The sequence below is a fragment of the Actinocatenispora rupis genome (assembly GCF_016861975.1).
Lineage (GTDB): Bacteria > Actinomycetota > Actinomycetes > Mycobacteriales > Micromonosporaceae > Actinocatenispora > Actinocatenispora rupis.
The window spans coordinates 231,251-248,613 of sequence record NZ_BOMB01000024.1 but is presented as its reverse complement, the minus strand read 5'-3'; the positions used below and the strand labels follow the sequence as shown (position 1 = coordinate 248,613).

Here is a 17,363-nt window from a genome sequence, read left to right as displayed (position 1 = left end):
TCGTTGTCGCCGATCTCCGGCCGGATGGAGATCTTCTCCCCGTTGGGCAGCGCGAAGGTGAGCACCCGCTCGTCGGCGTCCCACTCGACGTCGGTGATCCCGGCCATCGTCTCGGCGGTCTGGTTGGTCATCGCGGTCGGCCGGACCGCACCGGGCCGGGCGGCCGGTGCGCCGGCGTCCTCCGCCGGCATCGCGGCGACCGGGACGCCCTTCTTGTTCCGGGGCACCAGCGTGTCGTCCCGGAGCCGCTCGACGAGGCGGACGATCGCCGCGTCGACCCGCGCCCGGTACGCCGCGCTCTCCGCCTCGTCGAGCGGCGGCGACGTGACGTACGCCGGGACGGGGGTGGTCGTGACGCCGAGCTCGGCGACGATCGGGGCGAGGAGTTCCGACACGGCGTGCATGTCGTCGGCGAGCTGGCGCACGGTCGGCTTGAGGCTCGTGTCCATCATCCGGCGGTGCCGGTTGCGCTCGCGCTGGAAGTCGACGCCGAACGTGTACCAGTGCGGCCCGCTGAACAGTGCGTTGAAGAGGGCGTTCGCGGCGATGCCGAGGAGCGCGACGCCGCTGACCTCCAGGCCGCTCGGGTGCGCGGTCTGGTCCACCACGTACGGCACGGTTGCCGCGGCGAGACCGGCGATCGCCGGTTCCGCGACCTGCTTGACGACGGCGCGTGCGGCGACCAGCGGGGAACGCCACTCATTGATGCTGGCGGCGACGGCGGCGTCCCAGGCGCGTTGCTTCGCGGCCTGCGAGCTGCCGCGCGCCACGGTGAACACGGCGACCTTGCCGTCGGTCGACCACCGGCGGCGCAGCACCTCGCCCGGCGCCAGTAGCGCCGGGTTCGCCTCGGCGGCCGCCTCGTCGGCCGCGACGTCGGCGGACTCCAGCACGATCGCGAATCCGGGCCGCTTCAGCTTGATCAGGTCGATGCCGGCCCGGTGCAGCGCGGCCATGCCGGCCGTCCACCCCAGCTCGTACACGTTGCGGAAGGTCGGTACGTCGAACACGCCCGCTTCGAGCGGCCGGTGCTGGTGGATCGCCATCGACCGCTGAGTGATCGGCTTCTCCGGTACGGGCACCAGCGAGGTCTTCGCGGGGGTGCCCTTCCACGTGACCGTCGGCGGGTGGTGCTTGGCCAGCATCCGCAGGCCGGCCAGGTCCGGATCGAGGGCCTGCCGCCAGCCGCGGAAGTGCTCGATCATCGCCCAGCCGGACTCCGGCATCCGCAGCCCCCGGCCCGGCTGCGCGAACGCCCAGCGCAGCCGCTCGGCCAGTACGTCGGCGCCGGGCAGGCTCTCCTCCAGCCCGAGCGTCGCCATCGCCCGCCGGATCCGCGTCTCGGTCGCCTGCACCGTACGGATCAGCTGCCGGATGTGGCCCGGCGCGTCACCGCGGCCCAACCGCCACGCGAAGGCGTTCGCCAGCCGCCCGGCGTACCCGGCGGCGTTGAGAGCGGTGACCGCCTGCTCGTGCTCGAACAGCAGGCGGTTCAGCGCGCGCAGCAGCCGCCAGTCCGCCTCGGTCAGCGGGGCGTCCTCCTTCGGCACCATGCCAGTCCGGAACAGCGGCGGCTCCGCGTCCGACGCGGTGGCCTCCTCGTACACGGTGCCGTCGGGGCCGATGCGGTGGCCGTCGACCGCGCCGCGCGGGCCGGTCGTACCGAGGTGGATCTCGGCGCCGAGCGCCCGCGCCAGCAGCCGGGCGAACTCGACCGGCAGCAGCTCGGTGCCGTCCGCCGCGACCGGTGCGCGCCCGGTGCCGGCAGGATCGGTGTAGAGCCGGACCACCGGGTACTCCCGCGGGTCCAGCCCGGCGCGGTCCCGGATCAGCGCCGCGACCGCGTCCACGTACTGCCAGGGGCCTGCGGCGAAGTCGAGCGCGGCGTCGACCTCGGCGGTCAGCTCGTCCAGCATGAAGCCCGGCGCGTCGGTGGACCGGCGGGCGAGCCGGCGACGCATCCCCGCCACCAGGCCCGGCCGTACGCCGGCGACGTGCACAGCCTCGGCGCCGGTGTCCGCGCCGACCAGCGCGAGCGGCGTGCTGCCGAGATCGCCGTCGAGCAGATCGCGCATCGCGGCCAGCGACCGCTCCGGGACCCGGAGGTACACGTAGCCGGTGGGACCGTGCGGGAGCCGCCGGGTCGTCTCGGTCCGCGCGGCGTCGTCGTCCACGCGCGTCGCCTCGAACGCGCTGTGCGCGAGGAGCCGCACCACCACCATCTGCCCGTGCGGCCCCGTACCGGCGGACGGGTTGACGACCCGCAGGTCGGAGAACGTCGACCAGCCACGTACCGAGACGCGCCGGCCGCCGTGGTCGGACAGCCAGAACCGGCCCAGCACGGCGCCCTCCGGCGTCGCGAGCTGCGTCAGCAGGTCCGCCACGTGCGACGGCGTGGTCGCCGCGGCGATGCGCGGCTCGTGCCGGGTCACCATCCGCCGCCCCACCAGCTCGGTCAGCAGGGTGCGCAACGCGTCCGGGTAGCGGTCCGTGTCGACGGCGAGGACCTCGGTGCCGGCCGGTAGCCGCCGCAGCACCCTGGTGTCCGGCACCTCCGTGGCCGGGGCGGGACGCGGCAGCGCCGGAACGACACCCGTCGCGGCGGCGGTCGCGGACCGCGTACCGCGGCCACGGAACAGGTCGGCGGCGGTGATCGCGATGGCGCTCAGCGGCCGGCCCACCGGACGCGACCGCTGCACAGCCACCCGTACCCGGACCTGGTGCGGCACGCGGTCGGCGTCGCGCCAGGCGTAGGTGGTGCTCGGCTCGGTCGGCGCTTGGTCCGGGTCGACCAGCTCGGCGGTGACGACCACGTCCAGGTTTTCGGTCCACAGCGACCCGACCGGCAGCTCGTACCGCATCCGGACGCCTTCGGCGCCGAGCAGGTCGCGCAGCTCGCCCCACCAGGCCGTACCGCCGAAGCGGCGGGTCAGTTCGGCCCGCATTTCGGGTACCCGGTCGAAGGCACCGGGTGCCACGGCGGCGATCTGCGTCTCGATCAGGTTCAGGACCTCGACGGTCGCCTGCCCGTCCGGCACCGGGTCGAGGTCGGCGTCCGGTGTCTGCGGGGACGCGCCGGTCCCGGTGCTCTCGGCGGCCGCGGGTTCCGCGCCGGTCAGCGACGGCGGCAGCACGCCGATCGTCGGCGTCGGCTCCGGCGACGCGCCACCACGCGGCCCCGAACCGCCGCCCGGCCCGGCGTCCGGTCCGGGGCCATCCCCGCGGCCCGGGTCCTCGCCCGGCAGCACGGCACGGCACCGCACGAGGTACTGGAGGCCGTACCGGGTCACGACGCGGCGCACGCCGACGATCCGTACGGTGCCCGGAGCGGTCAGGAACTCGTTCAGCCCACCGCCGCGGTACCGGCCGATCCAGGCCAGCGGCGTGCCCTCCGGAGTCTCCAGGTACATCTGGACCTCGCGGGCCGCGAACCGCTCCTGCTCGGGACCGCCGTCCACGACCCCGGAATAGCTGTCCACAGTGGACACATCGACGTCGGTACCGACCAGCGACAGCAGGTGATCGACGCCCTGGAACTTGTGGCCCTGACCGAACGTGGTTCCCCGTCGCAGCAGCATGGCCCGCGGCGCCGGGTACATGCTGTCCAGCACCCTGGCAGCCACGGGCGCGAGCTCGGGGTGTTCGACCCCGCCGCTGCGCAGGTGCTGGCTGAGCTTGTTCGACCACGCCCACCAGCGGTAGTACAGGTCGCGGGTCTCCTGGTCGTACGCGGTGCCGTGCGCCTCGTGTAGCTGCTCGGCCTCGTCCGCCGTGGGCAGCCGGTACGCCGGGTCCTCGGTGAAGTCGACGGCGGCGAACACCGCTTCCCGGGCCTCGGCCGCGCGGTGGTGTGCGATGCCCTCGGGCGTCGTGAGCCAGTCGGTCAGCTCGGTGGCCGCACGTGACGTCCCCGACCGGGCGTCGAGCGCGCGGGCCAGGTCCAGCACGGTCATCCCGTCGTACCCGGCGGAGCGCGCCTCGGCGGCCCGCGCGGCGAGGATGTCGTAGAGCCGGCGGCCCCGTCGTCCGGCGAACTCCAGCAGGTCCCGGTCGACCAGCGCCGTCAGGTCGTCCACGGTCAGCGTGCCGAACACCGGCGACGGCAGCTCGACGGGCGGTTCCTGCGTCGCGCCGAAACGCGCGACCAGATCGTCCCGGCCCGCCCGGAACCACGCCTTGAGGCGGTCCGCCTCGTCCGCGGCAAGCCCGGCCTCGTCGACCAGCTCGTCCAGACGTTCCGGTGCGACCGCGGCGATCCGGGCGACGCCGGCCATGACGTCGGCGTACCGGGTCTGATGCAGGGCCATGGCCAGCATCCCGCTGGCCGACGACCACACCAGGTGCAGATCGCCGGTACGGGCGGGGACGGTGGTCCGGTTACCGAGGCGCCACACGACGCTGCCGTCCGGCCGGAGCACCGACCCGGACCGGTCCCGGAGCGCGCCCGGGTTGTCCAGCAACGCATGGACGGGCAGGCTCTCGCCCACCTGCCGTCGCGGATCCGCCTCGCCGGGGGCGGCCGGTTCGTCGATCCACGTCCGTACGCCGAGCTGACGGTCGCCGAAGTGCCCGTTCAGGTCGAGCAGTTCGGCGCGCTCGGCGTCCTCGCCGAACTCCCGGTACAGCCGGCTGCGCAGGACCATCATGCGGGCGACGCGCGGATCGGGCGGCGCGACGACCCGGAACAGCCGGCCGTCCGGATCCCGCCACACACCGTCGCCCGGTCCGGAGTCGTCGACCAGGACGTACCCGTCCATCACCGGCCGCCCGCCGCCGGACGTGTCCGCGCCGGGCCCACGGGGCAGCCAGGTCGTCGCGGCCGGGTCCGGGTGCTGCGTGGACGGCTGCACCCACTCGTGGTCGTCCGGGTCGCGCCACACCCAGTGACCCGGCGTGCCGGGCAGCATCGTGTCACCGGCCTGGAACAGGTCGGCGACCGTCACGTCACCGAGCTCGCTGGTGAACGCGTAGTCACTCGCGCCGCCGACCGTGACCCGCAGCTCCCGTACGGCGAGGTCGAGCAGTTCGGCGCCGTGGCAGGCGATCAGCCGGACCTTCGCCGTACGCCGGGTCAGGTCGCCGCCCTCGTCGATCATCCCGTCGACCAGCGGGCGCACCGCGGCGAAGAAGTCGGCCGGCGTCACCCAGGCGCCGGCGACCTGGACCAGCCCGTCCTGGTAATGGATGTCCAGCGTCCGCTCGCCGCGCGTGAACGGCACCGCCGCCGCGAAGCGGCCGTCGTCGGACCCCGCCTCGTGGAACGACAGGCCGGAGGCCGTCACCTGGGCGTGCTCACCCACCCACGACAGTGCCTCGTCGCGGGACAGCAACACGCGCGGCTCACGGGTGACCGGATCCGGCCGCTGCAGCCCACGGACCTCGTCGAGGACCGCGCGGTATTCCGGCACCTGGTCCAGAACGTAGGCGTGCCACATCCCGTAGCGCCGGGCGCTCCAGCCGTTGGGCAGCTCGGTCAGCCAACGGCGGGTCCATTCCTGGATCTCGACCGCGTGGCCCGCGCGGCGGCCGGGCGCCGCACCGCGGTACCGCTTCACGAGCAGCCGCAGGTCGCGCAGCGCGCGCTCCTCGACCGCGGTACGCCTCGTGTATCCCCGGCCGAGGAGCTGCTCGTCGTCGCGCGGCAGCGCGGTCGGGTCGTACAGCCGGCCGAGCCCGCGGCCGGGCAGGCTGTGCAGCTCCGTCTCGACCTGGTGGAACAGCAGCACCCGGTCGATCAGCGTGCGCAGCAGGTCGGGCTCGCCGACCAGCGCCTCATGGACGAGTACGACCGCGGACCGGGCGGTGCCGGTGACGAGCGGCTCGGTCGAGTGGGACCGGGACACCTCGTCGTCCCCGAGCCCGACCATCGCGAGACGCAGCGTGATGGAACGGGCGCCGGGCCGGCTGATGACCACGTCGCGGCCCGCGCGACGCACGCGCCACGCCGGGTCCCTCGACATCAGCACCCGGTGCACCATGTCGAGCAGGTCGCCGGTGTTGGGCGACGAGCCGATGCGTACCGGGTCGGCCGGGGTGTCGTGCCGGGCCCGGTTGACGGCGGCGGAGACGCTGCGCTCCAGCCAAGCCGTCGCCGCCCGGTCCAGATCGTCGCGGGTCAGGTCACGGACCGCCATCCCTGGCACCGGCGCGTACGCGTCGATCCGCACCGTGCCCGCGTCGTGCAGGCCGAGCTGGATCTGCTGGTCCCCGACGCCCTCGACCGTGGCGAGCGCCGGATGCGCGATGCCTGCCTGCACCGCCAGCGCCAGCCTGTCCACCGCCCGGTGCACCGCGTCGACCGCGGCAGCGACTCGGGCCGGGTCCAGCGGATCGACGTGCGTCGTACCGTCCGGATGCGCGGCACGCACCGTGGCGCGGTAGGCACGGTGCACCCCGCCCACCGCCAGCCGGTCGAACACGATGCCGGCGACGGGTGCCAGCGGGCCGTCCTCGACCTCGATCGCCACGAGTTCACCGGCGTGCACCTCGACGCTCGCCCGCGCCTGGTACACCTCGCCCGTCGACCGGTCGGGCGCGAGGACGTACCAGTGCCCGTCCGCTCCGAGCTCGACGCGGGCTCGTCCGCTCGGGTCAGCGAGCCGGGAATCGAAGCTGCGCGCCGGCTCCGCCCAGTACGTGAAGTGCCCGTCGCGCAGCGTCAGCCGGGCCGCGTCCAGCTCGTCCGCCCGGTACGGCCGGACGCCGTCCCACTGGTCCGTCGCCAGCTCCACCGGGTCCGGCGAGACCAGCCCGCGCCGGTGCGCGACGTGCGCGGGCAGCCAGTCGACGCCCAGCTCGGCGGCGAGCCGCCGGATCGTCTCGGCCAGCCGGCCCTGCTCGTCGATGTCCGCGCCGAACGCCAGAGCACGCCGGTACGCGACGCCCACGTGCGCCAGCTGCGCCAGCCGTACGACGGTCGCTGGCGTCAGGTCCAAGGCCACCGACCGGCGCACGTACGGACGACGCAGGTGGCCGGCGGTGCCGGCGAACTGCGCGATGCCGGCCGCGACCGCGCCGGCCAGCGTGGCGCCCACCGCGACCGCCGAGTCGTACCGCGCGGCCAGCACGACCGAGCCGTCCACCGAATCGTCCGGCGTCGGCTCGAACCGCGCCGACGCGCCGCCGGGTACGTCGCCGACGACCAGGGCGAACGTCAGCCACCGCCCGTCGATCGTCCGAACCTCCAGCAGCTGCCCGCGGTCGGTCTCGACGAACCGCACGTCCTGGGCGTTGAGTACGCCGTGCCGGACCATCAGCTCGCTGCCGAACACGTCCCGCACCGCGTCGAGCACCGGTACGGAGCCGGTGTCGTCGGCCGGGACGGGCGGCGTCGCGACCGTAACCGCGCCCGGGCCGCCGGCCGGCAGCTCCGCCGGGAAGTCGGCCTCGGCCCACCACCGTCGCGCCTCGTCCAGCCACTCGTCCTCGGTCCGGTCCACGTCGGTGGCGTGCAGGCCGACCGCCGCCAACATCGCGCGGACCGCGACGTCGACCTCCGGCTCGACCCGCTCGTCGCCGCGCTCGTACGCCCGGGCACCGCGGACATACTCGAACAGCCGGGTCACCCGCTCCGGCCTCAGCTGCCGGAACGCCCCGTGCATCGCCGAGCGCAGCCCAGGTACGTCGGTGTCGGCGGCCCGGGACAGGTCCAGCAGCAGGCGGTGGCACCAGACCCGCGCGTCGCCCTCCCGGTATGTCTGGTCGGTCTCCGCGCGGTGCATGGCCGCCGCCTCGGCGGTGGCCACGTCGTCCAGCGCCGCGAGCACGGCCGCCTGCGCGTCACCGACCCTGCTCGGCGCCGCCAGCGGATCGTCACCCAGGTGCCGCAGCAGCTCCGCGCGCCGCGCCCCGTACCCGACGGCCAACCGGTTGGCGTGCGCGCCGGCCGCCTCGGCCCGAAACGCCACGCCCTGCCAGTACGCCGCGCGGTCCGTCCCGCTCTCCAGCGCGGCCCGCGCGGTCCAGCGCAGCACCGCCGCCCGCATCGCCGCACGCTGCCACGCGCGCTCCCGGTCGCCCGCCTGGTGCAGCTCGCGCCACAGCGCGGCGGCCCGCTCGTATTCGAACGCGCGCGTGTGCTCGCCGTCCCGCCGGGCCGCCGCCGCGGCCGCCTCGAACAGGGCGAGCGCCCGGTCGAGCACGGCGATCCGCGCCTGGTCGGCCCGCTCCGCGTCGGCTGCCGTCGTGGCGAGCCAGGCGCCGTCGCCGAGCCGGTGATCCGTCGCCGACAACTGCCCGGCCCCGTCACGGTCCACGTCGAGCAGCCGGTACCGCTCGGTCACCGCGTCCGCGGCCGCGTGCCCGGCCGCCGCATCGACACCCGCGCCCCACGCCAGCTGATATTCCTCGGCAAGGTCCGTGAGCAGACCCGGCAGCGCGGGCCCGGCCGCGATGTCCAGCACCTCGACACCGTCGGCGTCGAACACCCGGCGGTACGCGCCGGTGTCCGGCGGCGTCCAGTCGGGCGCCGTCAGGTCGTACCCGTGGTGGTCGCCGACCACCGACACGACCGACATCCCCAGGCCGCGGGCGAGCTCGCGGAACAGCCGCCCGTCGCCGGCCGACGGGCGCCCGACCACGACGACGAGCCGGTCGCGCAGCGCCACGATCCCCTGTCGTTCCAGTGCCCGCAGCAGCACCGCCAGCTCGGTACCGCCTCCGACCCGTACGCCCGCGACCTCGAAGGCGGTGCCGTCGTCGGACACGTCGACACCGAGCACCGTCCCGTCGACGGACTCGGCGAGCGCGCGCCACCGGGTCACCCGCGGGTCGTCCTCGTGCGCCAGCACCAGCCCGTTCGGCACCGACCAGGCATGGTCCCGGGCGTACTGCGCGGTCTGGGCCGCGGCGGAGGCGGCCTGGCTCTCGACACCGACGCCACCGACGAAGATCCGCCACGCCTCTGGGGCTTCGATCGGCAGCGTCACCTCGCGTCCGCCGGCGTGCTGGACGACCACGTACGCACCGTCGACGATCCGCAGATCGCCAACCAGCCCGGCGACGTCGGTGCCCAGGAAGCGCGCGAGGACGGCGGCCAGCGGCTGCTGGCCGGAACCGGCCTCCGACACGTACAGACGGAGGAGGCCGCCCTCGGACTCTGGTGTGTTGTCCGGCAGGTCGATCACGGACGCTTCAGCCAGCTCGCGAAGCTCGGCCACGGCGTGGTTCAGCCGTATCCCGCGGCCGCCGATCACCAGGTTGCCCTGGACGTCGGTGTCCGCGAACAGGGCCACCTCGCGTGGCCAGGCCTGCACCCGGTTGGCCGCGGCCAACCGGTCCGCGTCGTGGAACAGCGCGTACCCGGGAGCGACCTCGGTCAGGAAACGCCATACCGGATGCACGAAGTTCCAGAGCGGCGGCTCATCCGGCCGGGCAACCGGGCGAGGCCGGGTGGCCGGCCGCGCCGCGCGCCCCGCCGGCAGGTGGGTCGACCACGCCTCAGCCGCCGACACCGGCACGGTCATGGGCGCGCCGTCGCCACGGACACCGATCCGGACCGCCAGGGCGGTCGCCGCGCCGGACGCGCTGTCTGCGTCGGCCACCAGTGGTCCGCGTGGTACCAGCAGCTCGATGCCCGCCTGCGCCGCCAGGTAGTCCGCGGCTGCCGGCAGCCAGGCCAGGTCGGTGTCCGCCGTTCCGGCATGCCGGACGTACAGCCTCAGACGTGCCCCTTCACCCACCTCGTACGCCAGCACCGCCGCGGTCTCGCGCAGGCTGAGCCGGCGACCGAACGCGACGAAGCCGTACTCGTCCGCCTCGATCGCGATGCCGAACTGATCATCGTCCGGCTGGACCGCCGGCATCCAGGAATGGACCAGCGAGAGCAGCGGCCCATCCGTGTTGAACTGCCCGTCGGCGCGCGCGTTCGCGGTGACGAACTCCAGCAGTCCCCGGTGCAGTTCCTCTTCCTCGGTGACGTCCTCGGGATCGCGCTCCACCGTGATGCTGATGCCGACGCCGTCGTCCCGCGACTCGCCGGGGTCCGGCTGGTCATCGGACTCCGGTGGCGCACCCCACGGATGGGTCGGCTGACTGTCGACCAGCTCACCACCTGGCAGGTACTCGCGCCACCACTCGTTCGCCGGCGCCTGCTGCCACTCCCCCGTCTCGCTCCGGCGTACCACCTCCAGGGTTTCCGGTCCGGTCCGCCTGACGGAGCCCACCGGACCGAAGACATGCACGTTGTGGACCCTGGCGAGATCCTCCGCGAACGTGGGCGGGCCGAACATCGCGGTCTGGTGCGCCTCCAGCACGATCGCCTCGGGCCGCTCCGGGAACAGGTTGCGACGCGCCAACTCGTCCAGCACCGCGCTCAGCTCGGCGCCGCTCAGCGGCTCGTCCAGCACCACCGGCTTGCCGTCGACGGACTCGCCGTTGTCGCCGGCGCTGACGATGGCGAGCAGCGTCAGACCGGGACGCTTCTCCATCATTCGGTAGTGACGCAGCCGCGGATGGTCCGCTGCGCACAGCGCGAAGCCGGCGTCCACCCGATGCCACAGGTCGCGCGCCACGATCTCGTCGACGATCAGCGCGACCCGCTCCGCGACCGGCACCTTTTGGTCCGTTCCCGGTGTCTTGACACCGGTGCCGCCCGCGTACCGGCTCCAGATCGGCTGACCGATTCTCCCTTCCGGGTAGACCGGCGACGACCCCTCCGTGACCCACACGTCGAGCCCCGTCTCGCGGGCCAACAGCGCCCACGTCTCCTCACCGGAGGCGGCCCCACGACGCGTGTGTACCCGGATCGCGGTCTTGTCGTCGAGCAGGCCCGGGTGATCCAGCCGGATCGACTCCGACAGGACCGCGGCGGGAACCGTCCGGCCGGGTGTGTAGGAGTAGTGGTTGGGGCGACCGCTGGAATAGAGCTCGACGCCGTCGGCATTCGCCTCGACGACCAGCGCCAGCTCGCCCATCTCGAACGGGACCTGCCGCTCGATGTGCTCCCGCGCGTGGACGTCTCGTCCTTCGAGCGTGAGGCCGCCCCGGATCTGGTACGACGCATGCCGCAGTGCGCGGCGGTCCAGGGGGTCGCGCGCCGGTGGGTCGTCGGCGCCGCGGTGGCGGAGGAACCTGGGCTGCACCTCGACCGGGAACGGCAGCCAGCGCTCGGTCGAGTCGAGCACGCCGTGGCCGCGGGTCGCGCCGACAGGCCGGCCCATCGTGTCGAGCACGACCCAGTCGGCGCCGACCGGACGGGTCGGCCGTCCGTACTCGTCGGTCTGGTCGATGTCCGCGGCCAGCAGCGTGCCCGGCTGACCGACCAGGTCGCCGTTGTACACGAAGGTGGTGGTGGCGACGGTGCGCACCCGACCGGCGGCGGCGAACTCGGACGCCACGGACCGGCCGCTCCGGGGCGAGTAGGCGTGGCAGCCGGTCAGGACGTAGGTCGTGCCCGCCTGCAACGGCAGCGCGGCAGCCACCTGCGCACCGGTGAACGCCTGGCCGTCGATCCAGAAGTACCCGTTGCGGGTGACACCGTCGACGACCTGCATGCCGTTGTTGAGCGGCTCCACCCGGTGGGCGAGATCGCGCAGCTCCCGGTCGTACACGGTGGTCGTGCTGCGCGTGGCCGGGTACCGCGGGTCGCCGGGCTTGCCGTACAGGTGCCAGCCGGCCGGGGTGCGCTCCGCGTACCGGCGGATCGTCTCCGTCGCCTCGGCGTCCGGCAGCAGCTCCGGCTCCGTCGGCTGGTGGTCGATGACCGCGACGGTGATGTTGTCGGCACCGCCGGCGTCGCGCGCCTTCTGGGTCAGGTAGTTGGCCAACGACTCCGCGCCGGCGCGCACCTCGGCCGGCGCATCGGCGATCAACGCCGCCACCGCGGCCGGATCCGGGTAGTACCTGGTGAAACCGTCGCTGCACACGATGACCCACCCGGCACCGGGCAGGCTCTTCTGCCGGACGGTCAGCGGCGACTCGCCGTCGCCCGCGCCGAGCCCGCGTATCACGCGATGGGGATCGGCCAGCATGCGCGCCTGCTCGGGGGACTTGCCGCGGGATGTGACGAGGTCCCACTCCTCGTTGTGCGGGAAGGTGAGCAACTCCCCCGGTGAGCCATCCTTGGGCAGCCACATCGCCGGGCTGCCACCGGCCCAACCCACCGTCAGCACGTCACGAACGATCGCAGCCGCGACATAGCTGGCAGCACCGCTGAACCGCGCGAAGCTGGTCGCCACCGCCTCGCGGGCGTCGTCTCCCGAGCCCAGCACCGCCTCGCGACCCGACTCACCGGCCGCCAGCCGCCGCGCCAGCCCGGCACTGCCGCCCATCGCCGCCTTCCGGGCGACGTACTTCGAATCCGGGAACGACGACATGCCGTCGGTCACGACCGCGGCGTTCGCCGCGATCCCGTACGCGTCCTCGTTGACCGGTCGGCTCCTGCTGCTCCCCCGGTCGGTCGCGGCACCGACGTTCCCCGCGAATTTGCTGATCCGGTCGGGGAACTCGTACGGGCTCAGCGTCTGGTTGCAGCCGTCGGCGACACACTGCTCGTCCGGCAGCCCGGGCTTCCCGCACAGGGGGCAGTACCGCTGCGCCGAACTGACCGACGTCGTCCGGGCCGGGCGATCGGTCCTCGCCCGCGCTTCGGCATCGACCAGCCGCTGTTCCAACTCGGCGATCCGCCTGGCCAGATTCACCATCGTCGAGAACGCGGCGATCAACCGGACCGGCGACGACCCGAACGCCAGGTTCCCGTACGCACGGGCGAGCTCGGCATGTACGCCATCCGGGTCGTCGCCGGCCGCCAACCGGCCGTGCACCTCGGCGCGTTCGCGAGCGAACCGGTGCAACGTCGACTGCGCCGACTCGTCACCAGGACCACCCGAACGCCAGGACTCGTACGCCGCCACCAGCTCCGCCCGACGCCGTGCCACCGCGGCGAAGTCGAGCTCCTCACTGCCGGCGGACCGCCGCTCGGGCTCCGCCGGCGGCGCGGCGGGCGCCTCGTTCGTACGTGCCGGCGCGGGCGTGCCGGTCCTGGTGGCCGCGCCGCGCGCCGCACGCGGCTTCGCCGGTGGCGTACCGAGCGTCGACGGCTCGTACTCCAGGACCGTGACGGTGATGTTGTCGTGGCCGCCCTCGTCGAGCGCCGCCTGAGTGAGGTGGTTGGCCAACGCCTCCGGATCCGCACGGACCTCCGCGGGCGCGTCGGCGATCAGCCTGGCCACGTCGTCCGGTTCCGGGTAGCGGTCGGTGAGGCCGTTGCTGCACACCACCACCCAGCCCGCGGTGGACAGTCGCGTCTCGCTGACCGCCAAGGGCTCACGGTCGTCCAGAGCGCCGATCCCGCGGGCCACGATGTTGTGCCGGGCGTGCCGGGCTGCCTCCGCCTCGGTCATGCCGCGCTTGTTGACCAGATGCCAGGCGTGGTCGTGCGGGAAGGTCAGCATCGTGCCGGGCGAGCCGTCCCGCGGAACGAACATCGCGAGGCTGTTGCCGGCCCAACCGACAACCACGCCGTCCCGCGTGGTCGTGGCCGACACGTATGTCGCGAAACCGGTGTCCGCGGCGACGCTGCGCGCCACGGCGGCACGCGCATCCTGACCCGCACCACGCACGGCGGCAACAGCCGGCTCGCCGGCCGCCAGCCGGCGCGCCAAGCTGGCACCACCGACCATCGCACCCATCCGCGCGATGTACTTCGACCGCTTCGCCCCGGAGATGCCGTCGGACACCACGGTGAGCTTCGGCCCGATCGTGTACGAGTCGTCGTTGGTCGGCCTCCGCACGCCCCGGTCGGTGGCCGCACCGACCCCCGGCGCCGCGTTGCTGATCCGGTCCGGATAGCTCTGCGACGGGACCGTCGCGCCGCACTCCGCGACGAGACACCGCTCCTTCGGCAGCGCCGGCGCGCCACACCGAGGGCAGAAGACCTCCGCCGAAGAGTACGTGCCGGTCTCGTCCCAGCCCTCGATCGGCGACGGCGCGAGCAGCGCCTCCTCCAGCTCGGCGACCCGCTCGTACGCTCGGTCGAGCGTCCAGCGGTGCGGGAGGACGCCATCGATCGGTGCGGTCGCCTCGGCGAGGTCGCGGTACGCGCGCTGCAACCTGGCGTGCAGCCCGTCCCTGTTCCCCGCTGCCAGTAGCGCGTGCAGACCGGTGCGCTGGTTCGCGAACCGGGACAGCGCCTCTGCCGGCGCGCCCGCGGCCCGCGCCCGCTCGAACGCCTCGTGGAGCTGGACACGACGCCCCGCGGCAGCGCGGACGTCCAACGCGTCGGGGCCGTACATCAGCAGCGCCGCGCGTTCCGCCTCGCGCCGTGCGGCGGCCACCTCCCGCTGCCGCTCCACCGCCTCCCGCGGGAAGGTACGACGGACCGGGCCGGCCGCGCGGCCCCGGCGGGTTGCAGGAGCCGGCACCTCCCGCGGCGCAGGTGCGGTGGCCGGATCGGCCGACGCGTCGGCGACCAGCTGCGCCTCCAAGCCGGCGATCTGCTCGTAGATGTGGCGAACCGTCGACGGCAACGGGAGGTGGCCACCCGGCTCCAGCGCGAAGGCCAAGTCCTCGTACGCCCCGGCCAGCCGGGCGTGCACGCTGCCGCCCACGTAGCCCGCCGCCAGCGTCTGGTGCACGGCGGCGCGCAGCTCCGCAAACTCGTACAGGTCGGCGCGCGGCGCGCCGTTGCCGGCGGCACCCTCGTACCTGTCGTACCGCCCTTCGCGCTCCGCCACGACGGCAGCGAAGTCCAGCGCCGCCTCGCCGTACATTGATCGCGCCGTGTCCTGCGCCCGCAGGACCTCCGCGGGCACCACACGCGGCCGTGGCCGCTCGTCAGGCCCGCGCGCACCGTCCGTGCCGGTCGACGGGGACCGCGGCTCGCGCGCCTGGCCCGGCGCCTCGGCCTCCTCCGGCGTGTCCGGCGACGCCGGCTCGGGAGCCAGGGACGCGGCAGCGGAAGGCAGGCCGGCGACCGGTGCAGCCGGATCGTACGCCATGACCGCGACGGTGATGTTGTCGAAACCGCCCGCGTCGTGTGCGGCCTGGGTGAGGTGCTCCGCCAGTCGCGCCGGGTCGGCCCGAACCTCGGCCGACGCGAAGGCGATCGCCTCGGCCACCTGGTCCGCCTGCGGGTAGGACCGGTTCATGTCGAGGCCGTCGCTGCAGACCATGACCCAGCCGGGCCCCGGCATCGTCATCTCGTACGTGTTCAGCTCGGTGCCGTCGTCGCCGCGGCCGAGCCCCCCGGATGTCGTCCTCGGTGCCACCAGCGGGTCGGTGAGCAGGATGGCCGGCGAGCCGTCCGCCGGGACCCAGATCGCGGGACTGTCACCGCGCCACCTGACCCGGACCTTGTCGCCGACGATCGCGGCGGACACGTACGTCGTGACCCCGTCGGCGCCGCCGACGCTGCGCGACACCGCGCGGCGGGCCGCCTCGACCGCAGCACGGCTCGCATCCTCGGCCGTCTCACCGGACGCCAACCGCCGCGCCAGATCGACGCCGCCCGCCATGGACGCCGCCCGCGCGACGCGGTCCGCCATGTACGCGGTGCTCACGCCGTCGCACACCACCGCGACGTTCGGCGCGATCGCGAACGCGTCCTGGTTGCTCCGCTTCGTACGGCCCCGGTCGGTCACCGCCGCGACGTTCCCCACGGACCGGCTGATCCGGTCGGGGAACTCGTGCGCGGGCAGGGCGTGGTCGCAGGTTGGCGATGCGCACGGTTCGCCGGGCAGCCCCTTCGTCCCGCACTTCGCGCAGAACCGTTGCGCCGAGCCGATCACCTCGACGAGCGGGGGCGGCTCCACGTCGTTCCACTCACCGGTGACCCGCGGGTCCTCCCCGATGAGGCGCCCTTCCAGCTCGGCAACCCGGCGGTTGGCGTCGGTGAAGCGGCGAAGCTCCCCGCGCTCCTGGGTCTCCGAGTCCGGATCCGCGTTCTCCGCGGCCGCTTTGCCCAGCTCCAGGTACGCGTCGGCCAGCTCCGCGTGCGTCGCAGCCCCCGCGACACCGCCCGCCGCCAACCGGGCATGCACGTCCGCCCGCTCCGCGGCCAGTCGTACCAGGGCGAGGGCACGGAACGGAAGGCGCACCTGGCTCCCGCTCGCGCGATCGGTGAGCTCCGAGAACAGGGCCGCGCGCCACTCCGACACGTAGGCGATGTCCAGCGCCGGGGCGCCGTGCCGGATCCGGATGACGTCCTCGACGGGCAGCGGGTCGCCGGCCGGCGTCGTGGTCTCGGTGGGGAGTGCCAGGACCGGGCCGCTGCTGGCCGCGTCGCCGTTCTCGGTGATGTCGACGACGATGACGGACTTGTTGTCGTCGTTGGTACTCAGGGCCGCGTTCACCAGCCGCTCGGCGGCGACCTGCCGGTCCGGTGTGGTGGTGAGGATGCGCGCGATGACGGTCTCGTCGGCCCGGGCCTTGTCGCGGGGCAGCGTCGGCAGACCGTCGCTGGCGATCAGGAAGCGGTCGCCCGGCCGGTACGGGCCGGAGACCAGTTCCGGGGTGGCGGCCGTGTCGTTGGACAGCATCGCCACGAGGGCCCCGGCCGTCTGGTACTGGCCGCTCAGGTCGAACAGTTCACCGTCGCGGAGCAGGAAGACCCTCGCGTCGCCGATCCGTACCCCGGTGAACTGCCCCTCGGTGAACAGCATCGCCGCCAGCGTCGTACCCACGCTGCTGACGCCCAGCTCGTCGGCGAGACGTTCGAGCGCGAACTTGGCCACGGCGACGCGGTTCAGCAGCGCGGCGTCCGCCCCGGCCGCGGTCAGCTGCTGGTCGTCCAGGTCCGCGAGCGCGAGGCTGGCCACCGCGCTGGCCAACGCGCCGTGCGCGCGCCCGGCCACGCCGTCGGCCGCGACGGCGAGCTGCCGACCCGCGAACGCGGAGTCCTGCATCGAGTCCCGACGGCCCTGCCGGACCTGCACCGCGGAGGCCGGCACGCCCCCGCCCGGCGACTGGTCGACGAGGCTCACGCGGTACTTGCCGGTCGGCGGCACCACGCCGAACCGGTCGAGCTGGTAGTCGGTCAGCCCCGTCCCGACCTCGGCGCTGGCCGCGGCAACCATGCGCCGCAGGTCGGCCACCGACTTCCGGCCCTGCCCCGCATCGCCTCGGGTGCTCGCCACGGAAGCCGCGGTCTCCGCCGACCGCTGGTCGTCGCCGGTCCGCTGCTCGGCGACGGACGGGGAGCCCGCACCGGGTACCGGGGACTTGTTCCCCGCCGGATCGCCGGTCTCGGCGGGCGTCTCACGTCCGTCCGATGTGGAATCCAGGTCGTCGTGCGCGGGCAACGACACGTCGTAGCCGAGCCGGCCGGCCTGCTCCTCCAACCAGATGATGCGGTTGTGGCGGCGGATCACCGCGCTTGGCTCGATCTCGCCGGCCGGGCGGTCCAACAGCTCGGTCAGCTTGACGTA

Annotated in this window: 1 protein-coding gene (cut by both window edges); it reads right to left on the bottom strand. The window is 74.1% G+C overall.

The whole window is internal to a DUF6528 family protein gene (locus Aru02nite_RS22015; protein WP_203660675.1) on the bottom strand: the coding sequence, 118,716 nt in all, runs 35,527 nt past the left edge and 65,826 nt past the right edge, and what appears here is coding positions 65,827–83,189 (codon 21,943, complete, through codon 27,730, partial); the first complete codon in reading order (the gene reads right to left) occupies nucleotides 17,361–17,363. The start codon and the stop codon both lie outside this window.